21 protein-coding genes and 1 tRNA gene are annotated in these 21384 nt (G+C 67.1%); 10 read left to right on the top strand and 12 right to left on the bottom strand.

What is annotated here, in order from left to right:
- Nucleotides 1-6: 6 nt before the first annotated feature.
- Both ACFDTH_RS02855 and ACFDTH_RS02860 read left to right on the top strand, forming a co-directional pair.
- Entirely contained in the window at nt 7-624 is a 618-nt protein-coding gene (locus ACFDTH_RS02855; RefSeq protein WP_375285996.1) for an MT-A70 family methyltransferase, read from the top strand.
- Between the two features lie 171 nt (nt 625-795).
- Nucleotides 796-4296: a PAS domain S-box protein gene (locus ACFDTH_RS02860; protein ID WP_375286034.1), complete on the top strand. Its 3501-nt coding sequence runs from the start codon at nt 796-798 to the stop codon at nt 4294-4296.
- Between the two features lie 3 nt (nt 4297-4299).
- Here the strand turns inward: ACFDTH_RS02860 and ACFDTH_RS02865 are convergent, their stop codons facing one another.
- Genes ACFDTH_RS02865 through ACFDTH_RS02880 form a run of 4 tightly spaced genes read right to left on the bottom strand, consistent with a single transcriptional unit; the run spans nt 4300 to nt 5789 of the window.
- The gene (locus ACFDTH_RS02865) at nt 4300-4635 is read right to left on the bottom strand and encodes a phosphoribosyl-ATP diphosphatase (RefSeq protein ID WP_375285997.1); all 336 of its coding nucleotides are present in this window, start codon (nt 4633-4635) and stop codon (nt 4300-4302) included.
- Between the two features lie 32 nt (nt 4636-4667).
- The gene (locus ACFDTH_RS02870; RefSeq protein WP_375285998.1) at nt 4668-4820 is read right to left on the bottom strand and encodes a hypothetical protein; all 153 of its coding nucleotides are present in this window, start codon (nt 4818-4820) and stop codon (nt 4668-4670) included.
- Nucleotides 4821-5174, bottom strand: coding sequence for a GntR family transcriptional regulator (locus ACFDTH_RS02875; protein ID WP_375285999.1), 354 nt, complete (start codon nt 5172-5174; stop codon nt 4821-4823).
- 39 nt (nt 5175-5213) lie between these two features.
- Nucleotides 5214-5789, bottom strand: a complete 576-nt coding sequence (locus ACFDTH_RS02880; protein WP_375286000.1) for a nitroreductase — start codon at nt 5787-5789, stop codon at nt 5214-5216.
- Nucleotides 5790-5889: 100 nt separating this feature from the next.
- Between ACFDTH_RS02880 and ACFDTH_RS02885 the strand changes: the two genes are divergently transcribed.
- Nucleotides 5890-7683, top strand: a complete 1794-nt coding sequence (locus tag ACFDTH_RS02885) for a peptide MFS transporter (protein ID WP_375286001.1) — start codon at nt 5890-5892, stop codon at nt 7681-7683.
- Between the two features lie 13 nt (nt 7684-7696).
- A complete protein-coding gene (locus ACFDTH_RS02890; protein ID WP_375286002.1) occupies nt 7697-8395 on the top strand; it encodes an NnrU family protein in 699 nt (232 codons plus the stop codon).
- Here ACFDTH_RS02890 and ACFDTH_RS02895 read toward each other — a convergent pair.
- The 4 genes from ACFDTH_RS02895 to ACFDTH_RS02910 form a co-directional block, all read right to left on the bottom strand.
- Nucleotides 8392-9942: a spinster family MFS transporter gene (locus tag ACFDTH_RS02895; RefSeq protein ID WP_375286003.1), complete on the bottom strand. Its 1551-nt coding sequence runs from the start codon at nt 9940-9942 to the stop codon at nt 8392-8394. The genes ACFDTH_RS02890 and ACFDTH_RS02895 overlap by 4 nt on opposite strands.
- Nucleotides 9943-10007: 65 nt before the next feature.
- The gene (locus tag ACFDTH_RS02900) at nt 10008-10529 is read right to left on the bottom strand and encodes a DUF892 family protein (protein ID WP_375286004.1); all 522 of its coding nucleotides are present in this window, start codon (nt 10527-10529) and stop codon (nt 10008-10010) included.
- A 64-nt stretch (nt 10530-10593) separates the two neighbouring features.
- A complete protein-coding gene (locus ACFDTH_RS02905) occupies nt 10594-11448 on the bottom strand; it encodes a manganese catalase family protein (protein ID WP_375286005.1) in 855 nt (284 codons plus the stop codon).
- A gap of 257 nt (nt 11449-11705) precedes the next feature.
- Nucleotides 11706-12551, bottom strand: coding sequence for a hypothetical protein (locus tag ACFDTH_RS02910; protein WP_375286006.1), 846 nt, complete (start codon nt 12549-12551; stop codon nt 11706-11708).
- Nucleotides 12552-12611: 60 nt separating this feature from the next.
- On the opposite strand from ACFDTH_RS02910, the gene ACFDTH_RS02915 reads away from it, so the two are divergent.
- From ACFDTH_RS02915 to ACFDTH_RS02925, 3 genes are read left to right on the top strand one after another with little or no spacing between them, the layout of a single operon-like run.
- Nucleotides 12612-14213, top strand: a complete 1602-nt coding sequence (locus ACFDTH_RS02915; protein WP_375286007.1) for a carboxyl transferase domain-containing protein — start codon at nt 12612-12614, stop codon at nt 14211-14213.
- A gap of 4 nt (nt 14214-14217) precedes the next feature.
- Nucleotides 14218-14670, top strand: a complete 453-nt coding sequence (locus ACFDTH_RS02920) for a MaoC family dehydratase (protein WP_375286008.1) — start codon at nt 14218-14220, stop codon at nt 14668-14670.
- A gap of 20 nt (nt 14671-14690) precedes the next feature.
- Nucleotides 14691-16562, top strand: a complete 1872-nt coding sequence (locus tag ACFDTH_RS02925; protein WP_375286009.1) for an acetyl/propionyl/methylcrotonyl-CoA carboxylase subunit alpha — start codon at nt 14691-14693, stop codon at nt 16560-16562.
- Between the two features lie 19 nt (nt 16563-16581).
- On the opposite strand, the gene ACFDTH_RS02930 is transcribed toward ACFDTH_RS02925, so the two are convergent.
- Nucleotides 16582-17043 carry an Lrp/AsnC family transcriptional regulator gene (locus ACFDTH_RS02930; RefSeq protein ID WP_375286035.1) on the bottom strand — a complete coding sequence of 154 codons (462 nt, stop codon included), beginning with the start codon at nt 17041-17043 and terminating at the stop codon, nt 16582-16584.
- 188 nt (nt 17044-17231) lie between these two features.
- Here ACFDTH_RS02930 and ACFDTH_RS02935 point away from each other — a divergent pair, with 188 nt between their 5' ends.
- Nucleotides 17232-17543, top strand: a complete 312-nt coding sequence (locus ACFDTH_RS02935) for a hypothetical protein (RefSeq protein ID WP_375286010.1) — start codon at nt 17232-17234, stop codon at nt 17541-17543.
- Here ACFDTH_RS02935 and ACFDTH_RS02940 read toward each other — a convergent pair.
- The gene (locus ACFDTH_RS02940; RefSeq protein WP_375286011.1) at nt 17537-18649 is read right to left on the bottom strand and encodes an S-(hydroxymethyl)glutathione dehydrogenase/class III alcohol dehydrogenase; all 1113 of its coding nucleotides are present in this window, start codon (nt 18647-18649) and stop codon (nt 17537-17539) included. The two genes, ACFDTH_RS02935 and ACFDTH_RS02940, sit on opposite strands and share 7 nt — an antisense overlap.
- A 162-nt stretch (nt 18650-18811) precedes the next feature.
- Here ACFDTH_RS02940 and ACFDTH_RS02945 point away from each other — a divergent pair, with 162 nt between their 5' ends.
- Complete coding sequence (locus ACFDTH_RS02945; protein WP_375286012.1) at nt 18812-19981, top strand: acyl-CoA dehydrogenase family protein; 1170 nt, start codon at nt 18812-18814, stop codon at nt 19979-19981.
- Nucleotides 19981-20847 (top strand): MaoC family dehydratase N-terminal domain-containing protein, encoded by an 867-nt coding sequence (locus tag ACFDTH_RS02950; RefSeq protein WP_375286013.1) that lies wholly within the window; start codon nt 19981-19983, stop codon nt 20845-20847. The genes ACFDTH_RS02945 and ACFDTH_RS02950 overlap by 1 nt, the downstream gene beginning before the upstream one ends.
- 14 nt (nt 20848-20861) lie before the next feature.
- Here ACFDTH_RS02950 and ACFDTH_RS02955 read toward each other — a convergent pair.
- Both ACFDTH_RS02955 and ACFDTH_RS02960 read right to left on the bottom strand, forming a co-directional pair.
- Nucleotides 20862-20938: transfer RNA gene (locus ACFDTH_RS02955), tRNA-Arg, on the bottom strand.
- A 48-nt stretch (nt 20939-20986) separates the two neighbouring features.
- Complete coding sequence (locus tag ACFDTH_RS02960) at nt 20987-21358, bottom strand: hypothetical protein (RefSeq protein WP_375286014.1); 372 nt, start codon at nt 21356-21358, stop codon at nt 20987-20989.
- Nucleotides 21359-21384 lie beyond the last annotated feature (26 nt).

A 21384-nucleotide genomic window follows, 5' to 3' on the forward strand; every position in this document is an offset into this window, starting at 1 on the left:
AATGTGATGTTGTGGCAGGACCTGCCCGATCGCCGCTACGACGTGCTGCTCGCCGATCCGCCCTGGGCCTATTACGGCCAGCAGGACAAATGGGGCGCCGCCGCGAAGTTCTACGCCACCGTGCCCGATGAGGAGATCGCCCGGCTGCCGGTGCCGGACCTGCTGGCCGACAAGGGGGTGCTGTTCCTCTGGGCCACCTCGCCGCGGCTGGACGTGGCGATGGCGTGCCTGGCGCATTGGGGGCTGTTCTTCCGCGGCGTCGCCTTCGTCTGGGTCAAGGCGCGCAAGGATGGCGGGCCGATCGGCGCGCAGGGGGTGCGGCCGTCGATCGTCAAGCCCACCGCCGAATACGTCCTCGCCGCCAGCCGGGTGGCACGCGGCCGGCCGATGCCGCTCGCCGACGAGGGCGTCCCCAACGTCATCCTGGCGCCCAAGCGCGCGCATTCGCAAAAGCCGGAGGAGGTGGCGGGGGCGATCGACCGGCTCTACCCGGCGGCCAGCAAGCTGGAGCTGTTCTCCCGCGCCGACCGGCCCGGCTGGGACGCCTGGGGGAACGAGGTCGGCAAGCTCTCGCCGCCGCTCGAGGGAACCTCCGCTCGCCTTGCGGGATTGGGCGGGGCATAAGGCCGGCAAGGCGCGACGAAAAGGGGTGATCGGTTGAGCGAAACGGCAGGGCTGGAGTTCCTGGCCGGCGGCGGTGATCTCGCCGCGCGCATTGCCGCGCATGACTGGAGCGCAACCGCGATCGGGCCGATCGCCGGCTGGCCGCAGAGCTTGCGCCACACGGTGGGACTGATGCTGCGCAGCCCGGTGCCGCAGGTGCTGCTGTGGGGCGAGATCGGCGTGATGCTCTACAACGACGCTTATGGCCGCTTCTCCGGCGCTCGGGACGATCGCCTGCTCGGCTCGGCGGTGCGCGAGGGCTGGGAGGAGGTCGCCGACTTCAACGACAACGTGCTGCGCGTGGGGCTTTCCGGCGGCACGCTCAGCTACCGCGACTATCCGATGACGCTGGAGCGCCACGGCGCCCCCGAGCAGGTGTGGCTCAACCTGGACTATGCGCCAGTCAGCGGCGACGACGGCCGGCCCGCCGGCGTGCTCGCCATCGTCGTCGACATGACCGAACCGCACCACGTCCGCGTTGCGCTGGAGGAAAGCGAGGCGCGGCTGCGCTTCCTCGACGATCTCGGCCGGGCGGTGGCGGCCAGCCGCGATGCCGACGAGATCCTGGCGATCACCACCCGGCGGACCGCCGAACACCTCCATCTGTCCAACTGCGCCTATGCCGACATGGACGCCGACGGCGACGGCTTCACTATCCGCGGTAACTGGCATGCCGAGGGTTCGCCCTCGATCCTGGGGCACTACAGCCTCGCCGATTTCGGCCGCCGTGCGGTGACCGACCTGGGTGCGGGCGAGCCGCCTATCATCCACGACAATCTTGCCGAACTGGCGCCGGAAGAGGCGAAGACCTTCCAGGACATCGGCATCGCCGCCACCATCTGCATGCCCTTGGTCAAGGACGGGCGGCTCACCGCGCTGATGGCGATCCACGACCGCGCGCCGCGCAAGTGGACGGACTATGACCTCGCCATCATCCGCGAGGTCACCGAACGGTCCTGGGCGCATATCCAACGGGTGGGGGCGCAGAGCGCGCTCAGGGCGCAGGAGGCGTATCACCGGCAGATCCTCGACAGCGCGGTCGATTATGGCATCGTCGCCACCGATCTCGATGGCCGGATCACGCTGTGGAACACCGGGGCGGCGGCGATGCTGGGCTGGCAGGAGGCGGAGATGCTCGGCCGGCCGATGGGCACCTTCTTCACCCCCGAAGACCGCGCGCTCGGCCGCCCCGCCGCCAAGCGCCGAGAGGCGCTGGACACCGGCCGCGCGCATGATGCCCGCTGGCACCTGCGCAAGACGGGCGAAAGCTTCTGGGGGCTCAGCGAAATGTCGCCGCTCCGCGATGCGGACGGGCGCGCGATCGGCTTCGTCAAGCTGATCCGCGACCGCACCCAGCAGTATCGCGCCGAGGAAGCGCTGCGGATCAGCGAGGATCAACTGCGCCGTGCCCAGGCCGCCGGCGGGATCGGCCTGTTCGCGGTGGACATCGCCTCCGGCATCGTCAGCGGCACGCCCGAATTCTGCCGGATCTTCGGGCTGGAACCCGTCGATGCGCTGCCTGCGGAAAGGCTGGAGCATTTGGTCGTGCGGGAGGATGTCGGGCTGGTGTCCGACGACGCGCGCCGCCGCTCGGGCAGTGCCCCGCTCGACGTTGAATATCGCATCCGCCGGGCCGAGGACGGGCAGGAGCGGATCATTGCCCGCAAGGCGGAATATGAACGCGACGAGGCGGGTAATCCCGTTCGGCTGGTCGGTGTGGTCCAGGACGTCACGGACCGCCATCGCACCCAGCAGGCGCTGGAGCGCAGCGAGGCGCAGTTCAGCGCGCTGGCGCAGAACATGCCCAATCAGGTTTGGCTCGCCAGCGCCTCGGGCCGCTTTGAATGGTTCAACGACCGGGTTTATGCGTTCACCGGCGTGGTCCCCGGCAGCCTGGACGGCGATCGCTGGACGGGGATCATCCATCCCGAGGACCGTCGCATCGCCGCCGAACGCTGGCGCGCCGCGATTGCCAGCGGCGAGACCTTTGAGGTCGAGTTCCGGTTGCGCGCCGCCGACGGCACCTATCGCTGGCACCTTGCCCGCGCCGTGCCGCTGCGCGACGCGGCCGGCGCGGTGACCGCCTGGGTCGGCACCAGCACCGAGATCGAGGCGCAGAAGATGGTCGAGGCCGCCTATGCGCAGGATCGCGATCGGTTGTGGACGCTGAGCCAGGAGTTGATGCTGGTCTGCGAGTTCGACGGCACCATCACCGCCGTCAACCCTTCCGCCCAGAGGCTGCTTGGCTGGGACGAGGCAGAAATGGTCGGCTGCAATCTCGGCGATTTCCTGCACCCGGACGATCGCCAGCAGACCTCGGGCGAGCTCTCCCGCCTGTCCGATGGCGCGACCACCTTTGCCTTCGAGAACCGTTACCGCGCGAAGAATGGGAGCTACCGACTGCTCGACTGGACCGCGGTGCCCGACCAGGGCCGCGTTCACGCCGTCGGCCGCGACATCACCGAGCAGCGCGCGGTAGAGGAAGCGCTGCGTCAGAGCCAGAAGATGGAAGCGGTTGGCCAGCTGACCGGCGGTATCGCCCATGATTTCAACAATCTGCTGCAAGGGATCACAGGCAGCCTGGACATCATGGAAGGCCGGATCGCCCAGGGCCGCACCAACGATCTCCAGCGCTGGCTGGCCGGCGCCAAGGGTTCGGCCAATCGCGCCGCGGCGCTGACCCACCGGTTGCTCGCCTTCTCCCGCCGCCAGCCGCTCGACCCGCGGCCGGTGCGTGCCAATCCTTTGGTCTCCTCGATGGAGGACATGCTCCGACGGACGTTGGGGGAACGGATCTCGCTGGAACTGGTGCTTGCGGGCGGGCTTTGGCTCACCCGCTGCGACCCCAACCAGCTGGAAAGCGCGATCCTCAACCTTGCGATCAACGCGCGCGACGCGATGCCGGAGGGCGGACGCCTGACGATCGAGACGTGCAACGCGCATCTGGATTCCCTTTACGCCGCCAGCGAGCGGGACGTGAAGCCGGGGCAGTATGTCTGCATCTGCGTGACGGATACCGGCACGGGTATGGACAGGGCGACGATTGCGCGCGCGTTCGAGCCGTTCTTCACCACCAAGCCGATCGGCCAGGGCACCGGGCTCGGCCTGTCGATGATCTACGGCTTCGCCCGCCAGTCGGAAGGCTATGCGCGCATCTACAGCGAGGAAGGGCAGGGGACCACGATCAAGCTCTACCTGCCGCGCTTCCGCGGCGAGGACGAGCCGGAGGAGCTGCTGCCCGGCCTTCGGGAGGCGCCGCCCGCCGACGCCGGCGAGGTGGTCCTCGTCGTCGAAGACGAACCGGTGGTCCGCGGCCTGATCGTCGAGGTGCTCGCCGGCCTCGGCTACAAGGCGATCGAAGCGGAGGACGGTCCGCGCGGTCTCGCGGTGGTGCAGTCGAGCCGGACGATCGATCTTCTGGTCACCGACATTGGCCTGCCCGGACTGAACGGTCGCCAGCTTGCCGATGCCGCCCGCGCGCTCCGGCCCGGCCTGAAGGTGCTGTTCATGACAGGCTATGCCGAGAACGCCGCGCTGGCTTCCGGCTTCCTCGAGCCCGGTATGGCGATGATCACCAAGCCCTTCGCCATGGAGGCGCTGGCGGGGCGCATCCGGGAGATCATCGAGGGCTGAGCATCACTCCGGTCGGAAGGAGAGCGGCCGGCCGGCCTTTTCGTCATGCCCCGACTGGCCCTCCCGCCGCGCCAGTTCCCTACGCACATCGTCGAGCGAGAGGCCGGCATCGGCGAGCAGCACCAGCAGGTGGAAGACGAGGTCGGCGGCCTCCGGAACGATCGACGCATCGTCGCCTGAGCAGGCGGCGATCACCGTCTCCACCGCTTCCTCGCCCAGCTTCTGCGCGATCTTACGCCGGCCCTGGAAGAACAGGCTGGCGGTATAGGATTTCACCGCCCCCGCATCCTTGCGGGTCCGGATCGTCGCCTCAAGGCGGTCGAGCATGTCGTCGGCCATGCCGGGGCGAGTGCCCGTCATGGCAAGCCCGGTCAATCCTTCCGGTGCCGCTTTCGCAGGTTGCGCCGGACGAACCAGACGATCAGCACCGCCACTGCGAACAGCGCCAGATCGGAAAGCTCGGGGCCGGTCCGGACGCCCGCGGTGCCGCTATGCCCTTCCTGCGCCCAAGCCTCGGCGATCATTCAGACCCGCTCGCCCATCAGCTCGCGGACATCGAGCCCGAGCAGCGCGATATGGTCGCGGATGCGCGGCCACTGCTGGGCCACGAACGCCTCGCGCTCGGCGATGCGCAGCCGCTCGGCCGCGCCTGGCAGCACGAACATGCCGACGCCGCGGCGCACCTCGACATAGCCACCGTCCTGGAACGACTGATACGCCTTGGCGACGGTAAGCGGATTGGCGCCGTGCTCGGCGGCGAGCGCGCGGACGCTGGGCAGCTGGTCACCCGAGCGATAGTCGCCGCGCAGGATTGCCGCGGCGATTGTGCCACGCAACCGGATATAGACCGGGCTGTCCTCGCTGCTCAGCGCTGTCATGCCGTCTTAATACAGCACCGGGGCGAGGCGTCGAGTCCCTTATCCCCAATCGGAAAGCATTTGGCTTAGTTCCGGGCGCGGCCGCTCCTCCAGCGGCTTGCCTGGGGTGCCGAGGAAGAAGAAGCCGACGATCCGCTCGGGCACGGCGCCGAAGGCGTCGCGCACCGCATCCGAGAAAGCGGGCCAGCCGGTCAGCCAGCCGCCGGCATAGCCCAAAGCGTGCGCGGCATGGAGCAGGTTCATTCCCGCGGCGCCCGCGGACAACTCCTGTTCCCACATCGGGATATGGCTGGTCGTTTTGGGCGAGAACAGCATCACCACCAATGCGGGCGCCTGGCGGGCGAACTGCTCCATCGCCTCGATCTCCAGCCGCCCGGCCTCCGGCTTCTCGGTGCGATAGGCGGAGGTGAGGAGGTGCGCGAGGGCGTCGCGGCGTGCATCCGGCACCGTCACGAAGCGCCAAGGCGCAAGCTTGCCATGGTCGGGCGTGCGCGTCGCCAGCGCCACCATTCGTTCGATCTCCTCGCGCGACGGACCGGGCGCGACCAGATCGCGCGGCTTGCCCGAGCGGCGGGTGGCGAGATGCGAGAGCAAAGAGGAGGTGTCGTTGAACATCAACGCCCCTTAGCCAGGGGTGGCCGCGCGGCCAATGGTTTACACCCGCGGTACAGCCGCTAGTCTCGCCTGAAACAAGTACAGGGAGCGTATCAGCCACATGGTCGAGACCCCGACCGCGGACACCCCGCGCGAGCCGGACATCAGCCACGTCAACCCGGCCGCCGAAGCGACATGGTTCGGCCACCCGCGTCAGCTCGCCCGGCTGTTCACCACCGAGATGTGGGAGCGGTTCGGCTTCTACGGCATGCGCGCGCTGCTGACGCTTTACCTGACCAAGCATTTCATCTTCGGCGACCGGCAGGCGACAGGCCTCTACGGCGGCTTCACCGCCTTGGTATACCTGACCCCGCTGATCGGCGGCTATCTGGCGGACCAGTATCTCGGCTCCAAGCGCGCGGTGAAGTTCGGCGCGCTGCTGATGAGCATCGGCTATTTCACCTTGTGCTTCGGCGGGCAGACCGCGACGCCCTTCGCCACGGTCGACGGGCAGCGCTACCCCATCGAGGTCGTCCAGCAGAACGGCGCCGAAACCCGCTACGTGGTAGACGGCGCGCAGCGGCTGCAGATCAAGGGCAATGAGGACAAGTCGGTCGACTTGCTCGCGGCCGACGGCTCGATCGCCCGCCACGTCCAGCCCGACGGCTTCGTCTCGGACGCGGAGCGCAGCCCGTTCTTCGTCACGGTGATGCTGCTCGCTTTGTGCATGATCTCGGTCGGCAACGGCTTCTTCAAGCCCAACATTTCGACCATGGTGGGCGAACTCTACGCGCCCGGGGACCGACGCCGGGATACGGGCTTCACCATATTCTACATGGGCATCAACCTGGGCTCATTCGGGTCGCAGCTGCTGTGTCCGTTCCTCGCGGAAGCGGTGGGCTGGTGGGCCGGCTTCGGGCTTGCCGCGGTGGGCATGCTGTTTTCGTTCGCGCTGATTCAGTTCGATGGTGGGCGCCTGGGCGGCTATGGCGAGCCGCCGGCGGGTCAGCCCGCCACCCGCACGCTCGGCATCTTTGCGCTCGCGACGCTCGGCATCCCCTTGTTCTACCTTCTGTTCACCAATCTGATGAACGCACCCGAGCCGATGCCGGGATCGGGCATCGTCGGCTACATCGCCTCGCTGTCCTTGATGGGCAAGCTGCTGTTCGGGACGTTCCTCCTCGGCGTCCCCGCGATCCTGATCTGGTCCTGGCAGGTGGGCGACGGGCGCGAGTTCCAGATGATGCTCGCGGCGATGGTGCTGATCGTGTTCAACGTGGTGTTCTGGACCTTGTTCGAGCAGGCGGGCTCGTCGCTGACGCTCTATGCCGACCGCAACACCGACCTTTCCGTGTTCGGGCTGTTCTCGATCAATGCCGGGCAGACGCAATTCTTCAACGCGCTGTTCATCATCATCTTCGCGCCGATCATGGCGGTGCTATGGACCGGCCTCGCCAAGCGCGGGATCGAGCCCTCGATACCGGTCAAGTTCGCGATCGCGCTGATGGGCGTCGGCGCAGGCTTCCTGTTCCTGGTCTGGGGCGGGCAGTTTGCGAGTGCGGACTTCAAGGTGGCGATCTGGTGGCTCGCCGGGCTGTACCTGATCCACTCGCTGGCCGAACTGTGCATCTCGCCGGTCGGGCTGTCGATGGTGACGAAGCTGTCGATCGCCCGCATCGTCGGGCTGATGATGGGCGTGTGGTTCCTGTCGATCTCGGTTGCGCAATATGTCGCGGGCATCGTCGCGCAGGTCGCCAGCGTGGAGACGGTGGGCGGGCAGGTGACCAACCTCAAGGTCAGCCTGGACACCTACAACGATGTGTTCTGGACGATCGGGCTGGTCTCGGCGGGCATCGGCCTCCTGCTGCTGCTCGCCTCGCCGCTGATCAAGAAGTGGATGCACGGCGTGCAATAACCGGGAGGGTGCGATGGGGAATGTGCTGGCGGCTACGGCCGTGTTCGTGGGTACGCATTTCCTCCTTTCGCACCCGCTCCGGCGCGCGTTGGTCGCGCGGATCGGCGAGGGGCCATTCCTCGGCTTCTACAGCCTCGTCGCGGCGGTGACCCTGGTGTGGCTGGCGCTCGCCTACCGCGCGGCGCCGATGAGCCCGCTGCTCTGGCCGGTCGGCGATGGCCTCTGGGCGGTCGCCACCGCGATCATGCTGCTCGCCAGCGTGCTGCTGATGGGATCGCTGATCGGCAATCCCGCCCTTCCGGATGCAAATGGGCCCGACCCGACCGGAGCGCAGAGAACGGTGCCCGAGGCACGCGGCGTGTTCGCGATCACCCGCCACCCGATGATGTGGTCCTTCGCATTGTGGAGCCTCGCGCACGTCATGGTGCTGCCCGAGCGGTCGAACATCGTGCTGTGCGTGGCCATCGCCTTTCTGGCGCTGGTCGGGGCGGTGATGCAGGACCGCAAGAAGGAGGCGCTCCAGCCCGATTTCTGGCGGACGTGGGAACGGCGGACCAGCTACTGGCCGCTCGCCGCCATCTCCGCCGGCCGCGCGCGCCTAGCCGGCTTCCGCGGCCACGATCTGGGCGGCGGGCTGGTGGTGTGGCTGGCGGCGAGCTGGGCGCACCTGCCGCTCGCCGGATGGGCGGCAGGCGTGTGGCGCTGGGTCTAGGCTTCGCCGGCTTCCCGGGCCCGCGCCTCGCGCGTCGCCTCCGCCGCGGGGACCAGCCGCCAGGCGAGCACGGCTGCGGTCAGCGTCACCGGGACGGTGAGCAATAGCGACAGCATGCCGGTCGACAGGCTGCCGGTCAGCGTCGACACCCGACCGGCGAGATACGGCCCGAGCGCCAGCCCGAGCAGGGTGGTACCGATGAAGAAGGTCGCGGTCGCCGTCCCGCGCATCCGAGGAAGCACCAGATCCTGCGTCGTCGCCCCCGCCGATCCCAGCGCCAGGCTGGCCAGCAGCTGCGCCACAAACAGGCAGGGATAAAGCACCCAGGTGCTGGAAGCGGTGAAGCCGACGATCAGGAACGGCACCGGCAGCACCGCGCCTAGGATCACCATAACCAGGCGCCCCGCCGGATGCCGCCGCCGCAACCGGTCGCCGAGCATGCCGCCGATGGTCACGCCGAGGAAGCCCGACAGCGCGCCGTTCGCGCCCAGAATCAGACCGGCCTCGGCTGGCGCAACGCCGAGCACGCGCATCGCATAAGGCGCGGCCCAAAATCCTGCAGCGTAGCTGAGAAAGGCGTTGAGCCCGTACGCGACCACCGTGCAGACAAACGCCGGGGTGCCGACAATCAGGGTCCATGTTGGCCGGTCGCGCCGCCGCAGCGCGCTCGCCCAGGAGAAGACGGCATAAAAGCCCAGGCCGACTGCGCTCCATTGCGCGATCGGCTCGCCCAGCGCGACCAGTAGCGCCACGGCACCCATCGTCACGCCGGCCGCAAGCAGGTTCACCCCCAGCGCCCTCGCGCCGCCTTGCGCGGCGCCGATCAGCGTCAGCGGCGGCACGATGGTGACCAACTCTGTGAAGAAGGTTCGGAACGGAGCAGGATGGGGCGGGGTTGCCAGCCCCTCGGACTGGCCGCGCACTGGCTCGCGCATGGTCGCGACCAGCAGCGCGAGCAACAGGCCGGGAAGACCCACCGCCATGAACGCCGCCTGCCAGCCGACCAGGCCAAGCGGACCGCCGTCGGGATACGCGCGATTCCAGCCCTGCACCACCAGTCCGCCGATGAAGAGCGAACAACCTCCACCGACATAGATACCTGCCGAATAGATCGACAGCGCGGTGGCGCGCAGCCGCCGGGGGAACCAGTCGGAGATCAGCGAATAGGCCGCAGGGCTTGCGGTCGCTTCGCCCACGCCCACCCCGATCCGCGCGGCGGTGAGCTGCCCGCCGGTGCGCGACAGGCCGGATAAGGCGGTCATCGCCGACCACAGGGCGAGGCCCAGCGTCATCAGCCGCACGCGATGCCAGCTGTCGGCTAGGCGCCCCAACGGGATGCCGAACAGAGAATAGAACACCCCGAACGCGGTGCCATAGAGGAAGCCGAGGTCCTCGTCCTGGAGGTTCAGGTCGCGCTTGATGTCCTCGGCCAGGATCGAGATCACCTGCCGGTCGACGAAGTTCAGGATATAGACGACGAACAGGATGGACAGAACGTACCACGCATAGCCGGAGGCCCGTTCCTCCGTCGCTTGGGGTGCCGCCATGCCTGTCTCCTCTTCGTTTCGGAGACGCGTATCAGAGCATAGCGGCGACGCGAAGGCCTATCCGCTCAATGACTCGCGGTCTCGCCCGCGGCACGGCGCTCGACATATTTCATCGTCAGCGCGGCATTGTTCTCATCCACCCAGGCGGCCATGCGCTGCTCCTCGGTGAGCGATTGTTGAAGGGCGGCGCGGTGCTGGGTCAAGCTGCCGGAATCGGCAAGCGTAATCAGCGACTTGTACGCCGCAGCCTCGAAATTCTCGAAGGCGAAGTTGGCGAAGCTGTTCTTGAGGATTTCGTCGGGCGCGAACACGTGCGCCAGAGCGGCCATGTTGCCGGAAAGGCTGAGGCCCATATCCTTGAGCAGCGAGCGCTGGGTGCCGAACGCATCCAGAATTTCCTCCAGTCGCACGATCTGCTGCTCCGTTTCCGCGCGGTGGCGGCGCAGCATGTCGGCGACCTCGGGATAATTGCCGAGATGATCAAGCTGGCGGTCGATCAGCGCGAGCGCTTGGTGCTCCACGCCATGCGCGTTCTTCAATCCGGTGACGAACACGTCCTGGAGAACATCTGCCTGAGACATGGCCATTGAAGGGACTCCCTTTTTGCGTGGGGACGCGGGGCCGGCGAGAGCGCCCGCCCCGCAACGTGATTCAGCCGATTTGCTTGTCTTGCGCGCCGCTGTCGGGCCGCGCCGGCCCCAGCACCGGCTCCTCGCCGAGCGGCTCGGAGCGGAACACGGTGAATTCGCCCTTGCCGTCCAGCGTCGGCCCGCTGGTCCAGCGGCCTTCCGGATAGCTGCCGTCAAGCGAATGGACGTAAAAATTGTAGTTGTTCTGCTGGTCTTCCTGCTCTTGCGGGAAGCTGTTGGGTATCGGCATGTTCGCCGCCGGCCCGCCCAGCTCCTCCAGCACCGCCAGCCATTGCTGCTGGTGCATCGTGTCGCGCGCGATCATGTAGTGGAGCATCTTCTTCATGCCCTCATCATGCGCGGCGTTGTACAGCCGCACCGCCAGCACCCGGCCGGTGCTCTCGGCGGCGACGTTGCAGTACATGTCGGCGGCGACGTTGCCGCTGGCATAGATGTGGCTCATGTTGAACGGAACGCCGTCCGAATCCATCGGCATCGCCGCGAGCCCGCCGGAGAGCAGGTTCTTGTGGATCAGCCCCTCGATCTGGTGGCGCGGGTTCTCGCCGCCCATCACCGCGCCGACGACTGAATCCTTTACGCCTTCTTCCTGAAGGCTGGCGGGCGCCTTCTCTAAGTTCAGCGCCACCGCGGTGGCGAGCATCTCGATATGGCCGATCTCCTCCGTGGCGGTGTTGAGCAGCATGTCGCGATACTTGGTGGTCGGTGCGCGATTGCCCCAGGCTTGGAAGAAATACTGCATGCAGACGCGAATCTCACCCTCCACGCCGCCGATCGCCTGCTGCAGCATGCGCGCGAACGCTGGATCGGGATTGGTGACCTCAACCGGATATTGCAGCCGCTTGTCATGATAGTACATGAGGATCGTCCAATGCTTCAGGGTGAAAGCCGATGTGGCGGTGCTTCAACCCTGAGTGGACGGATCTGGTTTCATGTTTTTGCCCCGATCCCGGCCCGAATCAAAGCGGATCGGGCATCGCGCTAACTTGCGTTAGTCAATCTGCTGGCGGCATTGATCTCGATTAACGCACAGGATCTGCGTCGGAAAGTGCGCAGACGGCAGCCGATGCTTGTGGGCTGGAGAAGCTGCAGCCCGATCGTCTGGCTTCGGACGGCCTACGCCGGTTTGACGGCATATTCGCGATAGACTTCCTCCATCGCCGCGAGATCGACGTCCCTGGGCTTGCGGAACAGGGCCAGCCTGTCCACCTGCTTCACGATCGGAGCGAAGCGGGTGACGATGCCGTAGCGGTCCTCGCGATCGAAATAGTCATCGAACACGAGGATCGCGTTCTCGGACATCTTCATAAAGCTGCGCAGGCAGCAGGCGACGCGGAAGCGTCCATCCACCAGGATCATGTCGGGCGTGTCGCCCGCCCCGGCCATGACGTCCCAGACATGGGCCGAATAGGCGGGCCAGCGTTCGATGCCGCTCTGGTCCCGCGGGTGGCCGAAGCCACCGGTTGGACCGATATCCGCGTATATCGCGTGAAGATTGCTGCCGGAGCCGATCGCAGCGACCTTGGCCTCCACCGCCGCGACATAGGCGGCGTCGCTTTCGACCGAATAGATCTTCGGCACCCCGTGCTGCGCCGCCAGGGCGGTGCTGCCGCCCGCGCCATATTCCAGGAAGCATCGCACTTGGCCGAACCGACGCTTCAGCAGTCTGACGCCCGCATCCGGCATTGCGGGCACGTCGGCGATGGTGACTGTCTGCGGCTCCATGCCGTTTGAATGGGCTCTCGCTTGCGTCGGCGCAATGCCCGATGCGGCGGAGGGCCGTGACGGTGCGAAAAGGCCGCCAGAGCAGGCCGGGCTGACATGGCTTGGCGAAGAGGCTTGGCCAATCAGGGCTTCGGCTCGTACGATGCCGATCATGCCAGCCGCCACGCCGATCAACATATCTTGCGGGACGGGCGATTGCCTGCGCACCCGACGGCGGGAGACAATTCTGTCCAGCACCGATCACGGAAGCGCACCTGACATGGACCTTCTCGTCGAACCCCGATCAGGAGATCGCCGTTGACCGCCCCCGTCCTCGAAACCCGTCTGGCGCCGGATGGCGAAGCGTCCCATGCCAATGCCGCGCACAATCGTGCGCTGGCCGAGGCACTGCGCGCGCGCGTCGCGGCGGTGGCGCTGGGCGGCAGTGAGACGTCGCGGGAGCGGCACGTCAGCAGAGGCAAGCTGCTTCCCCGCGACCGGGTGGAGCGGCTGCTCGATCCCGGCGCGCCGTTCCTGGAGATCGGTCAACTCGCCGCCAACGGGATGTATGGCGACGAGGTGCCCGGCGCCGGGATCATCGCAGGCGTGGGCCGCGTCTCGGGCCGGCAGGTCATGATCGTCTGCAACGACGCGACGGTGAAGGGCGGCACCTATTATCCGCTGACCGTGAAGAAGCACCTGCGCGCGCAGGAGATCGCGCAGGAGAATCGGCTACCCTGTATCTATCTGGTAGACTCGGGCGGCGCCAACCTGCCGCACCAGGCGGAGGTCTTTCCGGACCGCGACCACTTCGGCCGCATCTTCTTCAACCAGGCGCAAATGTCCGCGCTCGGCATCCCGCAGATCGCCTGCGTGATGGGTAGCTGCACCGCCGGCGGCGCCTATGTGCCCGCCATGTCGGACGAAACGGTGATCGTGCGCAATCAGGGCACGATCTTCCTCGCCGGACCGCCGCTGGTGAAGGCCGCGACCGGCGAGGTGATCAGCGCCGAGGACCTGGGCGGCGCCGAGACGCACGGGCGCAAGTCCGGCGTGGTCGACCATGTTGCCGAGAATGACGAGCATGCGCTCACCATCGTGCGCGACATCGTCTCCACCCTGCCGCAGCAGGCGCCCGCTGCGGTCAACCGGCGCGACCCGCGCCCACCGCGCTTCCCGCCCGAGGACCTGTACGGCATCGTGCCGCAGGACGTGCGCGCGCCCTATGATGTGCACGAGGTGATCGCCCGGCTGGTCGACGGCAGCGAGTTCCACGAGTTCAAGGCGCTGTACGGCAGCTCGCTGGTCTGCGGTTTCGCGCATATCTGGGGACAGCCGATCGCGATCCTCGCCAACAATGGCGTGCTGTTCAGCGAAAGCGCGCAGAAGGGCGCACATTTCATCGAGCTCGCCTGCCAGCGGCGCGTGCCGCTGCTATTCCTCCAGAACATCTCGGGCTTCATGGTCGGCGGCCGGTACGAGGCGGAGGGTATCGCCAAGCATGGCGCCAAGCTGGTCACCGCCGTCGCCACCGCCTCCGTACCCAAGATCACAATGCTGATCGGTGGGAGCTTCGGTGCCGGCAATTACGGCATGTGCGGGCGCGCATACCAGCCGCGCTTCCTGTTCACCTGGCCCAACAGCCGCATCAGCGTGATGGGCGGCGAACAAGCGGCATCCGTGCTTGCCACCGTGCACCGCGATGCCGACAGGTGGACGCCGGAGGAGGCGGAAACTTTCAAGGCGCCCGTCCGCCAGAAATATGAGGACGAGGGTAACCCCTATTACGCCACCGCGCGCCTGTGGGACGATGGCGTGATCGATCCGGTGCAGACCCGCGACGTGCTGGGCCTGGCACTCGCCGCCTGCCTCAACGCGCCGATTGCCGAAGCGCCCCGCTTCGGCGTGTTCCGGATGTAGCGCGATGGCGGGCCGATATTTCGACGAATGGCAGGTGGGCGACCGGATCGATCACGAGATCCGGCGCACCGTCACCGAGACGGACAACCTGCTGTTCAGCACCATGACCCACAATCCGCAGCCGCTCCACCTCGATGCCGAGGCGGCGCGGGCGAGCGAGTTTGGGCAGATTCTCGTCAACGGCACCTTCACCTTCGCGCTGATGGTGGGGCTGTCGGTCGGCGACACCTCCCTGGGGACGTTGGTGGCGAACCTCGGCTACGACCAGCTGGTGATGCCAAAGCCCGTGTTCATCGGCGACACCATGCGCGCGACCAGCGAGGTCGCCGAACTGCGCGAGAGCCGGTCGCGCCCGACCGCGGGTGTGGTCACGTTTCGGCACGAATTGCTCAACCAGCGCGACGAGGTGGTCTGCCGCTGCCTGCGCTCGGCGCTGCTTCACCGTCGCCCGGCATGACTTCCCGAAGGACGCCCAGCATGATCCGCTCCCTCCTGATCGCCAATCGCGGGGAGATCGCCTGCCGCGTGATCCGCACCGCCCGCCGCCTGGGCATCCGCACCGTGGCGGTTTACTCCGACGCCGATGCGAACGCGCTCCATGTCCGCCAGGCGAATGAAGCGATCCACATCGGCCCGTCGCCAGCGCGCGAGAGCTATCTGGTCGGCGAGCGAATCATCGCCGCGGCGCTGGAGACCGGGGCGGAGGCGATCCATCCCGGCTATGGCTTCCTCTCCGAGAACGCGGACTTCGCCCAGGCGGTGCTCGACGCCGGGCTGATCTGGGTCGGCCCGCGGCCGGACAGCATCCGCGCGATGGGCCTCAAGGACGCCGCCAAGCAGCGGATGATCGCCGCGGGCGTGCCCGTCACGCCCGGCTACCTTGGCGAAGACCAGACGCCCGAGCGCCTCCAGCGCGAGGCGGACGCGATCGGTTATCCCGTGCTGATCAAGGCGGTGGCGGGCGGCGGCGGCAAGGGAATGCGCCGCGTCGACGCCCCGGCCGACTTCGCCGACGCGCTGCAATCCTGCCGGCGCGAGGCCGCGTCCAGCTTCGGCGACGATCGTGTGCTGATCGAGAAGTACATCCTCTCGCCCCGACACATCGAGGTGCAGGTGTTCGGCGACACCCACGGCGAGGTTGTCCACCTGTTCGAGCGTGACTGCTCGCTCCAGCGCCGCCACCAGAAGGTGATCGAGGAAGCGCCAGCGCCCGGCATGGATGCCGAGACGCGCGAGGCGGTCTGCGGCGCGGCGGTGCGCGCGGCGCGCGCGGTGGACTATGTCGGCGCCGGCACGATCGAGTTCATCGCCGACGCCAGCGAGGGCCTGCGCGCCGACCGTATCTGGTTCATGGAGATGAACACCCGTCTCCAGGTCGAGCATCCGGTGACCGAGGAGATCACCGGCGTCGACTTGGTCGAGTGGCAATTGCGTGTGGCCAGCGGCGAGCGGTTGCCGAAGCGGCAGGAGGAGTTGTCGATCGACGGCTGGGCGATGGAGGCGCGGCTCTATGCGGAGAACCCCTCGACGGGGTTCCTTCCCTCGACGGGTCCTCTCGAACACCTAGTGCTTCCGGACTTCATCAGGATCGAGACGGGCGTCGAGGAAGGTGGCGAGGTGTCGGCATTCTATGATCCCATGATCGCTAAGTTGATCGTGCATGAGTCGAGCCGGCTCGGCGCCATCGAGGAACTTTGGGAAGCAACCACCGACGTCGAGGTTTGGCCGGTTCGAACGAATGCGGCCTTCCTCGGCCGCCTTTGTCTCGATGAGCACTTTCGGTCAGGCAACGTCGATACTGGGCTCATTGCCCGCAAGATCGATGGCCTGACCGCAGTGACGGCGCCGCTCGAAGACCATCTGAGCGAAATCGCAGGCCAGCTCGTTGGTGGTGCCGTTAACAACGCCTGTGCCGGCTTCCGGCTGAATCGGGAACCGGACGTCAGCGTTCGTATGGTCGACGATCGGGGCAATACGCACGTCATTACCACGATCTACCCGATTACCACGATCTACCCGAGCGACGACAAAGCGTGCGACGAGATCACGCATTTTTTCCTCGGCGAAGCGCGGTCATTTCGGCTGGCCGCTCCAAGAGGCAGTGGTGCGGTGGGCGCCGCCACCGACGGTGCGATCCTCTCCCCCATGCCGGGCCGGATCATCGCGGTGGAGGTCGCCGCGGGTGCCAGCGTCGCCAAGGGCCAGAAGCTCGTCACGCTGGAGGCGATGAAGATGGAGCACAGCCTGGTCGCGCCCTTTGACGGCATTGTGGCCGAACTGAATGCGCAGACCGGCGGGCAGGTCAGCGAAGGCGCGCTGCTGGTCCGGATCGAACGGGACACCGCCTGACCCAATCCGCCGCGCCCCGCTAGATCGGCAGCTCGTCCGAACGCTTGATCTCGGACAGCGCCACCGTTGAAGTGATCTCCTGCACGCCCGGCAGGCGACTCAGGCGATCGAAGAACAGGCGCTCGTAGGCGTCGATGTCGGCGGTGACGATGCGCAGCATGAAATCCATCGCCCCCATCAGGACATAGGCCTCGATCACCTCCGGGATATCGCGCACCGCGGCGCTGAATTCCTCCAGATTGGCGCGGCCATGCGCGTTCAGCTTCACCTGCGCGAACACCTGTGCGTTGAGGCCGACCTTGCGGCGATCCACCAGCGCCACCCGCTTCCGGATGAAGCCTTCGCGCAGCAGCCGGTCGATGCGCCGCCAGCACGGCGATGTCGACAAGCCGACCCGCTCCGCGACCTCGCCGGTAGTCAGGCCGGCATCGCGCTGTAGCTCGCGCAGGATCTTGATCTCGAACCGGTCGAGTCCGGCAATTCCATCCTCCATCCGGTCCATCTCCGAAAGATCTGTTCCCCCTGCGCCAAAGCGGTGGAAAAGTCGACGGGGATCTGCCGCGGTGGACGGGGCATCACAACTCGCCAGGGAAGAGGTCGTGGCATGCCGAAGAGAGTTGCTCGCCACAGGGCGCCGCCGGTGCGATCCGCCGCTGCGGGGATGGGCGCGTGACCCATCGTTTCCACGTGTCTATATTGGCGGAGCCGCAGGCGCTGTGCCGGGTGTTGGGGGTGATCGCGCAGCGATCGCTGGTGCCCGACCGGCTGGATGTATCGCGAGCGGGGGACCAGCTGGAGATCGCGCTGGAGATCGCCGGCATCACTGCCGATGTCGCGCGGCTGGTCGCGGCGCGGCTTGAGGCGCAGGTGCTGGTCGTCCGCGTGGCGCTGTCGTCCCTCGCTCGGATGGAAGCAACTGAGGCCCCGCCGCCGCATTCTGCGCGCGAACGGGACCTGATTGATCCCGCTCCGCCTCAGTAGATCACGACGCTTCGAATGCTCTCGCCCGCGTGCATCAGGTCGAAACCCTTGTTGATCTCGTCCAGCGTCAGCGTGTGGGTGATCATCGGATCGATCTCGATCATGCCGTTCATGTACCAGTCGACGATTTTGGGCACGTCGGTGCGGCCTTTGGCGCCGCCGAAGGCGGTGCCGCGCCAGTTGCGGCCCGTCACCAGCTGGAACGGGCGGGTCGCGATCTCTTTACCGGCTTCCGCCACGCCGATGATCACACTGGTCCCCCAGCCGCGGTGGCATGCCTCCAGCGCGGTGCGCATTACCTCGGTATTGCCGGTCGCGTCGAAGGAATAGTCGGCGCCGCCATCGGTGAGCTCCAGCACCTTGGCGACGGTCTCCTCGCGGCTCAGCCCCTTGCTGTTGAGGAAGTGGGTCATGCCGAAGCGGCGGCCCCATTCCTCTCGCGCAGGGTTGATGTCGACGCCGATGATCCGCGCCGCGCCCGCCAGCTTGGCGCCCTGGATCACGTTAAGGCCGATGCCGCCCAGCCCGAACACGACGATGTTCTCGCCCACCTGCACCTTGGCGGTATTGACCACCGCGCCGACGCCGGTGGTAACGCCGCAGCCGATGTAGCAGCTGGTCTTGAACGGCGCGTCCTGGCGGATCTTGGCGACCGCGATCTCGGGCAGCACGGTGAAGTTGGAGAAGGTGGAGCAGCCCATATAGTGGAAGATCGGCTGCCCCTTGTAGCTGAAGCGGGTGGTCCCGTCCGGCATGAGGCCCTTCCCCTGCGTCGCCCGGATCGCGGTGCACAGGTTGGTCTTGCCCGAGAGGCACGACTTACACTGGCGGCATTCCGGGGTGTAGAGCGGGATGACGTGGTCGCCCGGCACCACGCTGGTGACGCCGGCGCCCACCTCGCGAACGATGCCCGCGCCCTCATGACCCAGCACGCTGGGGAACAGCCCCTCGCTGTCCAGCCCGTCCAGCGTATAGGCATCGGTATGGCAGATGCCGGTCGCCATGATCTCGACCAGCACCTCGCCCGCCTTCGGGCCCTCCAGGTCGAGCTCCACGATCTCCAGCGGCTTCTTGGCCTCGAACGCAACGGCGGCGCGGGTCTTCATGGAAAACGTCTCCGGAATTCTGCAAGGATCAACAGGTGCGGCTTACGGGCCTGGGACGAGGGGGCAAGATGCATTCCGGCTGCCCATGCCCGACGATCGTCCGCAACGCTGTTGCCAAGACCCCTGTGCCTGGCACAGGCATGGGCGCGGAGAGGAGTCGCCGTGCCTGAGATCGATCCGTTTCGCGAGCAGTTCGCGGATATCCGCGCCGGCGTGCAGGCGGTGTGCGCCCAGTTCCCGCCCGAATATCACCGCAAGGTGGACGAGGCGCGGGCCTATCCCGAAGCGTTCGTGGATGCGCTGACCGCAGGGGGCTGGATGGCGGCGCTGATCCCAGAGGCCTATGGCGGATCGGGTTTCGGCCTGACCGAGGCCTCGGTGGTCATGGAGGAGATCAACCGGTCCGGCGGCAACTCGGGCGCCTGCCACGGTCAGATGTACAACATGAATACGCTGCTGCGCCACGGATCGGAAGAGCAGCGCCAGCGCTACCTGCCCAGGATCGCGGCCGGAGAACTCCGGCTGCAATCGATGGGCGTGACCGAGCCCACCGCCGGCACCGACACGACCAGCATCAAGACCACGGCGGTGCGGCGCGGCGACCGCTACGTCATCAACGGACAGAAGGTGTGGATCAGCCGGATCCAGCATTCTGACCTGATGATCCTGCTGGCGCGGACCACCCCGGTGGAAACGGTGAAGAAGCGGTCGCAGGGTCTGTCGCTGTTCATCGTCGACATCCCGGCCGCGATGAAGAGCGGGATGGCGGTGCGGCCGATCACCAACATGGTCAATCACGAGACCAACGAGCTGTTCTTCGACAATCTGGAAGTCCCGGCCGAGAACCTGATCGGGGAAGAGGGCGAGGGGTTCAAATATATCCTGACCGGGCTGAACGCGGAACGGACGCTGATCGCGGCCGAATGCATCGGCGACGGGCTGTGGTTTACCGACCGTATCGTCGATTATGCCAGCAACCGCGTCGTCTTCGGCCGCCCGATCGGCCAGAACCAGGGCGTCCAGTTCCCCATTGCGGAGGCGTATGTTGAAATCTCGGCCGCCAACCTGATGCGCTACGAGGCGTGTCGGAAGTTCGATGCCGGCCTGCCGTGCGGGTCCGAGGCGAACATGGCGAAATATCTCGCCGCCAAGGCGAGCTGGGAAGCCGCAAACGCGTGCATCCAGTTCCACGGCGGCTTCGGCTTTGCGTCCGAATATGACGTGGAGCGCAAGTTCCGCGAGACGCGGTTGTACCAGGTCGCGCCGATCTCGACCAACCTCATCCTCTCCTACGTGGCCGAGCATGTCCTCGGCCTGCCGCGATCCTTCTGATGTCGGGCGCGGCGGTGGACATCGATCACCTGCGCGGCTGGATCGGCCGGGAGCGGACCATGCGCGACATCGTGACGCCGCGGCTGGCGGCGAGCCTAGCCGCGGTGCTGGACGACGCCGGCGACCATGCAGCCGGGGAGAAGGCCCCGCCCGGCATCCACTGGTGCCTGTGCCCGGATATTGTCCCGACCGCGGGTCTCGGCGAGGACGGGCATCCTTTGCGCGGCGGGTTCCTACCGCCCGTTCCGCTGCCCCGGCGGATGTGGGCGGCCGGATCGCTTCGCTTCCACGCGCCGCTCCACGTCGGCGATGTCGTCGATCGCACCTCGTGCATCGTCGACGTGGCGCTCAAGCAGGGGCGCAGCGGGCCATTGTGTTTCCTAATGCTCAGCCACCGTTATGCCGTCGGCGAGGTGACCGTCATCGAGGAGCGGCAGGACATCGTCTACCGTGAGGCGGGGGCGCCCGCCGCCGCCCCGCCGCGGCGACCGGCACCGGCCGCACCCGGGACGTTCCTGCCCACGCCGGTGCTGTTGCAGCGCTACTCGGCGCTCACCTTCAACGCGCACCGCATCCACTACGACCAAGACTACTGTCGGGAGGTGGAGGGCTATCCGGATCTTGTGGTCCATGGACCGCTCCAGGCTACCTTACTCCTGCGGCTTGCGATCGAGGCTCAGCCCCGGCACGACCTGCACGCCTTCTCCTTCCGCAGCCTGTCGCCCGCCTTTGCGGGCGCGTCGCTCACGCTGGAGCGCTCCGGAAGCGAGCCGATGACGCTTCGCACGATCGATGCGGATGGCAGGGTCGCGATGGAAGCGATCGCGACATGGACCGCCGGGCCGAGCGATCACCCCGCCGCGTAACCGTGCTCGAAGGATGGCGCACCCGACAGGATTCGAACCTGTGGCCTCTGCCTTCGGAGGGCAGCGCTCTATCCAGCTGAGCTACGAGTGCGTGGAGGAGGCGATTAGCGCGCTCCGCGGTGCAACGCCAGCCCCGTCTTCACTGCTTCGCAATCGTCACCGGCTGGAACGGCGCCAGCCCGCAGCTGGCGCCGCGCATTACTGGCGTCTGGTTGAGCACGGTGATGATGTCGTTCGAACAGAGCTGGCTCAGCGAGGTAGCATAAGCGAAGCGACGCTCGAAGCCGAGGCCCGGGCAGTTCTGCGGCAGGGTGACGCGATAGTAACGGTCGCCGCCCGTCCGGAAGTCGATCACCCGGTCGCTGCGCACCAGGCTTTCGCGGATGGCGCGCAGCGGGATGCAGGTCTGCGGTTCTCCGGTGGGTGTCGCGGCGGGAACGGCGTTGCGGTCGCGCGCGGCGCCGGGTGCGGCGGCGAGCAGCAGGGCGGTGATGGGTAGCAGGATACGCATGCGGCAACTCCTTGCCTGGAAGGCAT

It is taken from the genome of Sphingomonas sp. (assembly GCF_042096255.1).
Lineage (GTDB): Bacteria > Pseudomonadota > Alphaproteobacteria > Sphingomonadales > Sphingomonadaceae > Sphingomonas.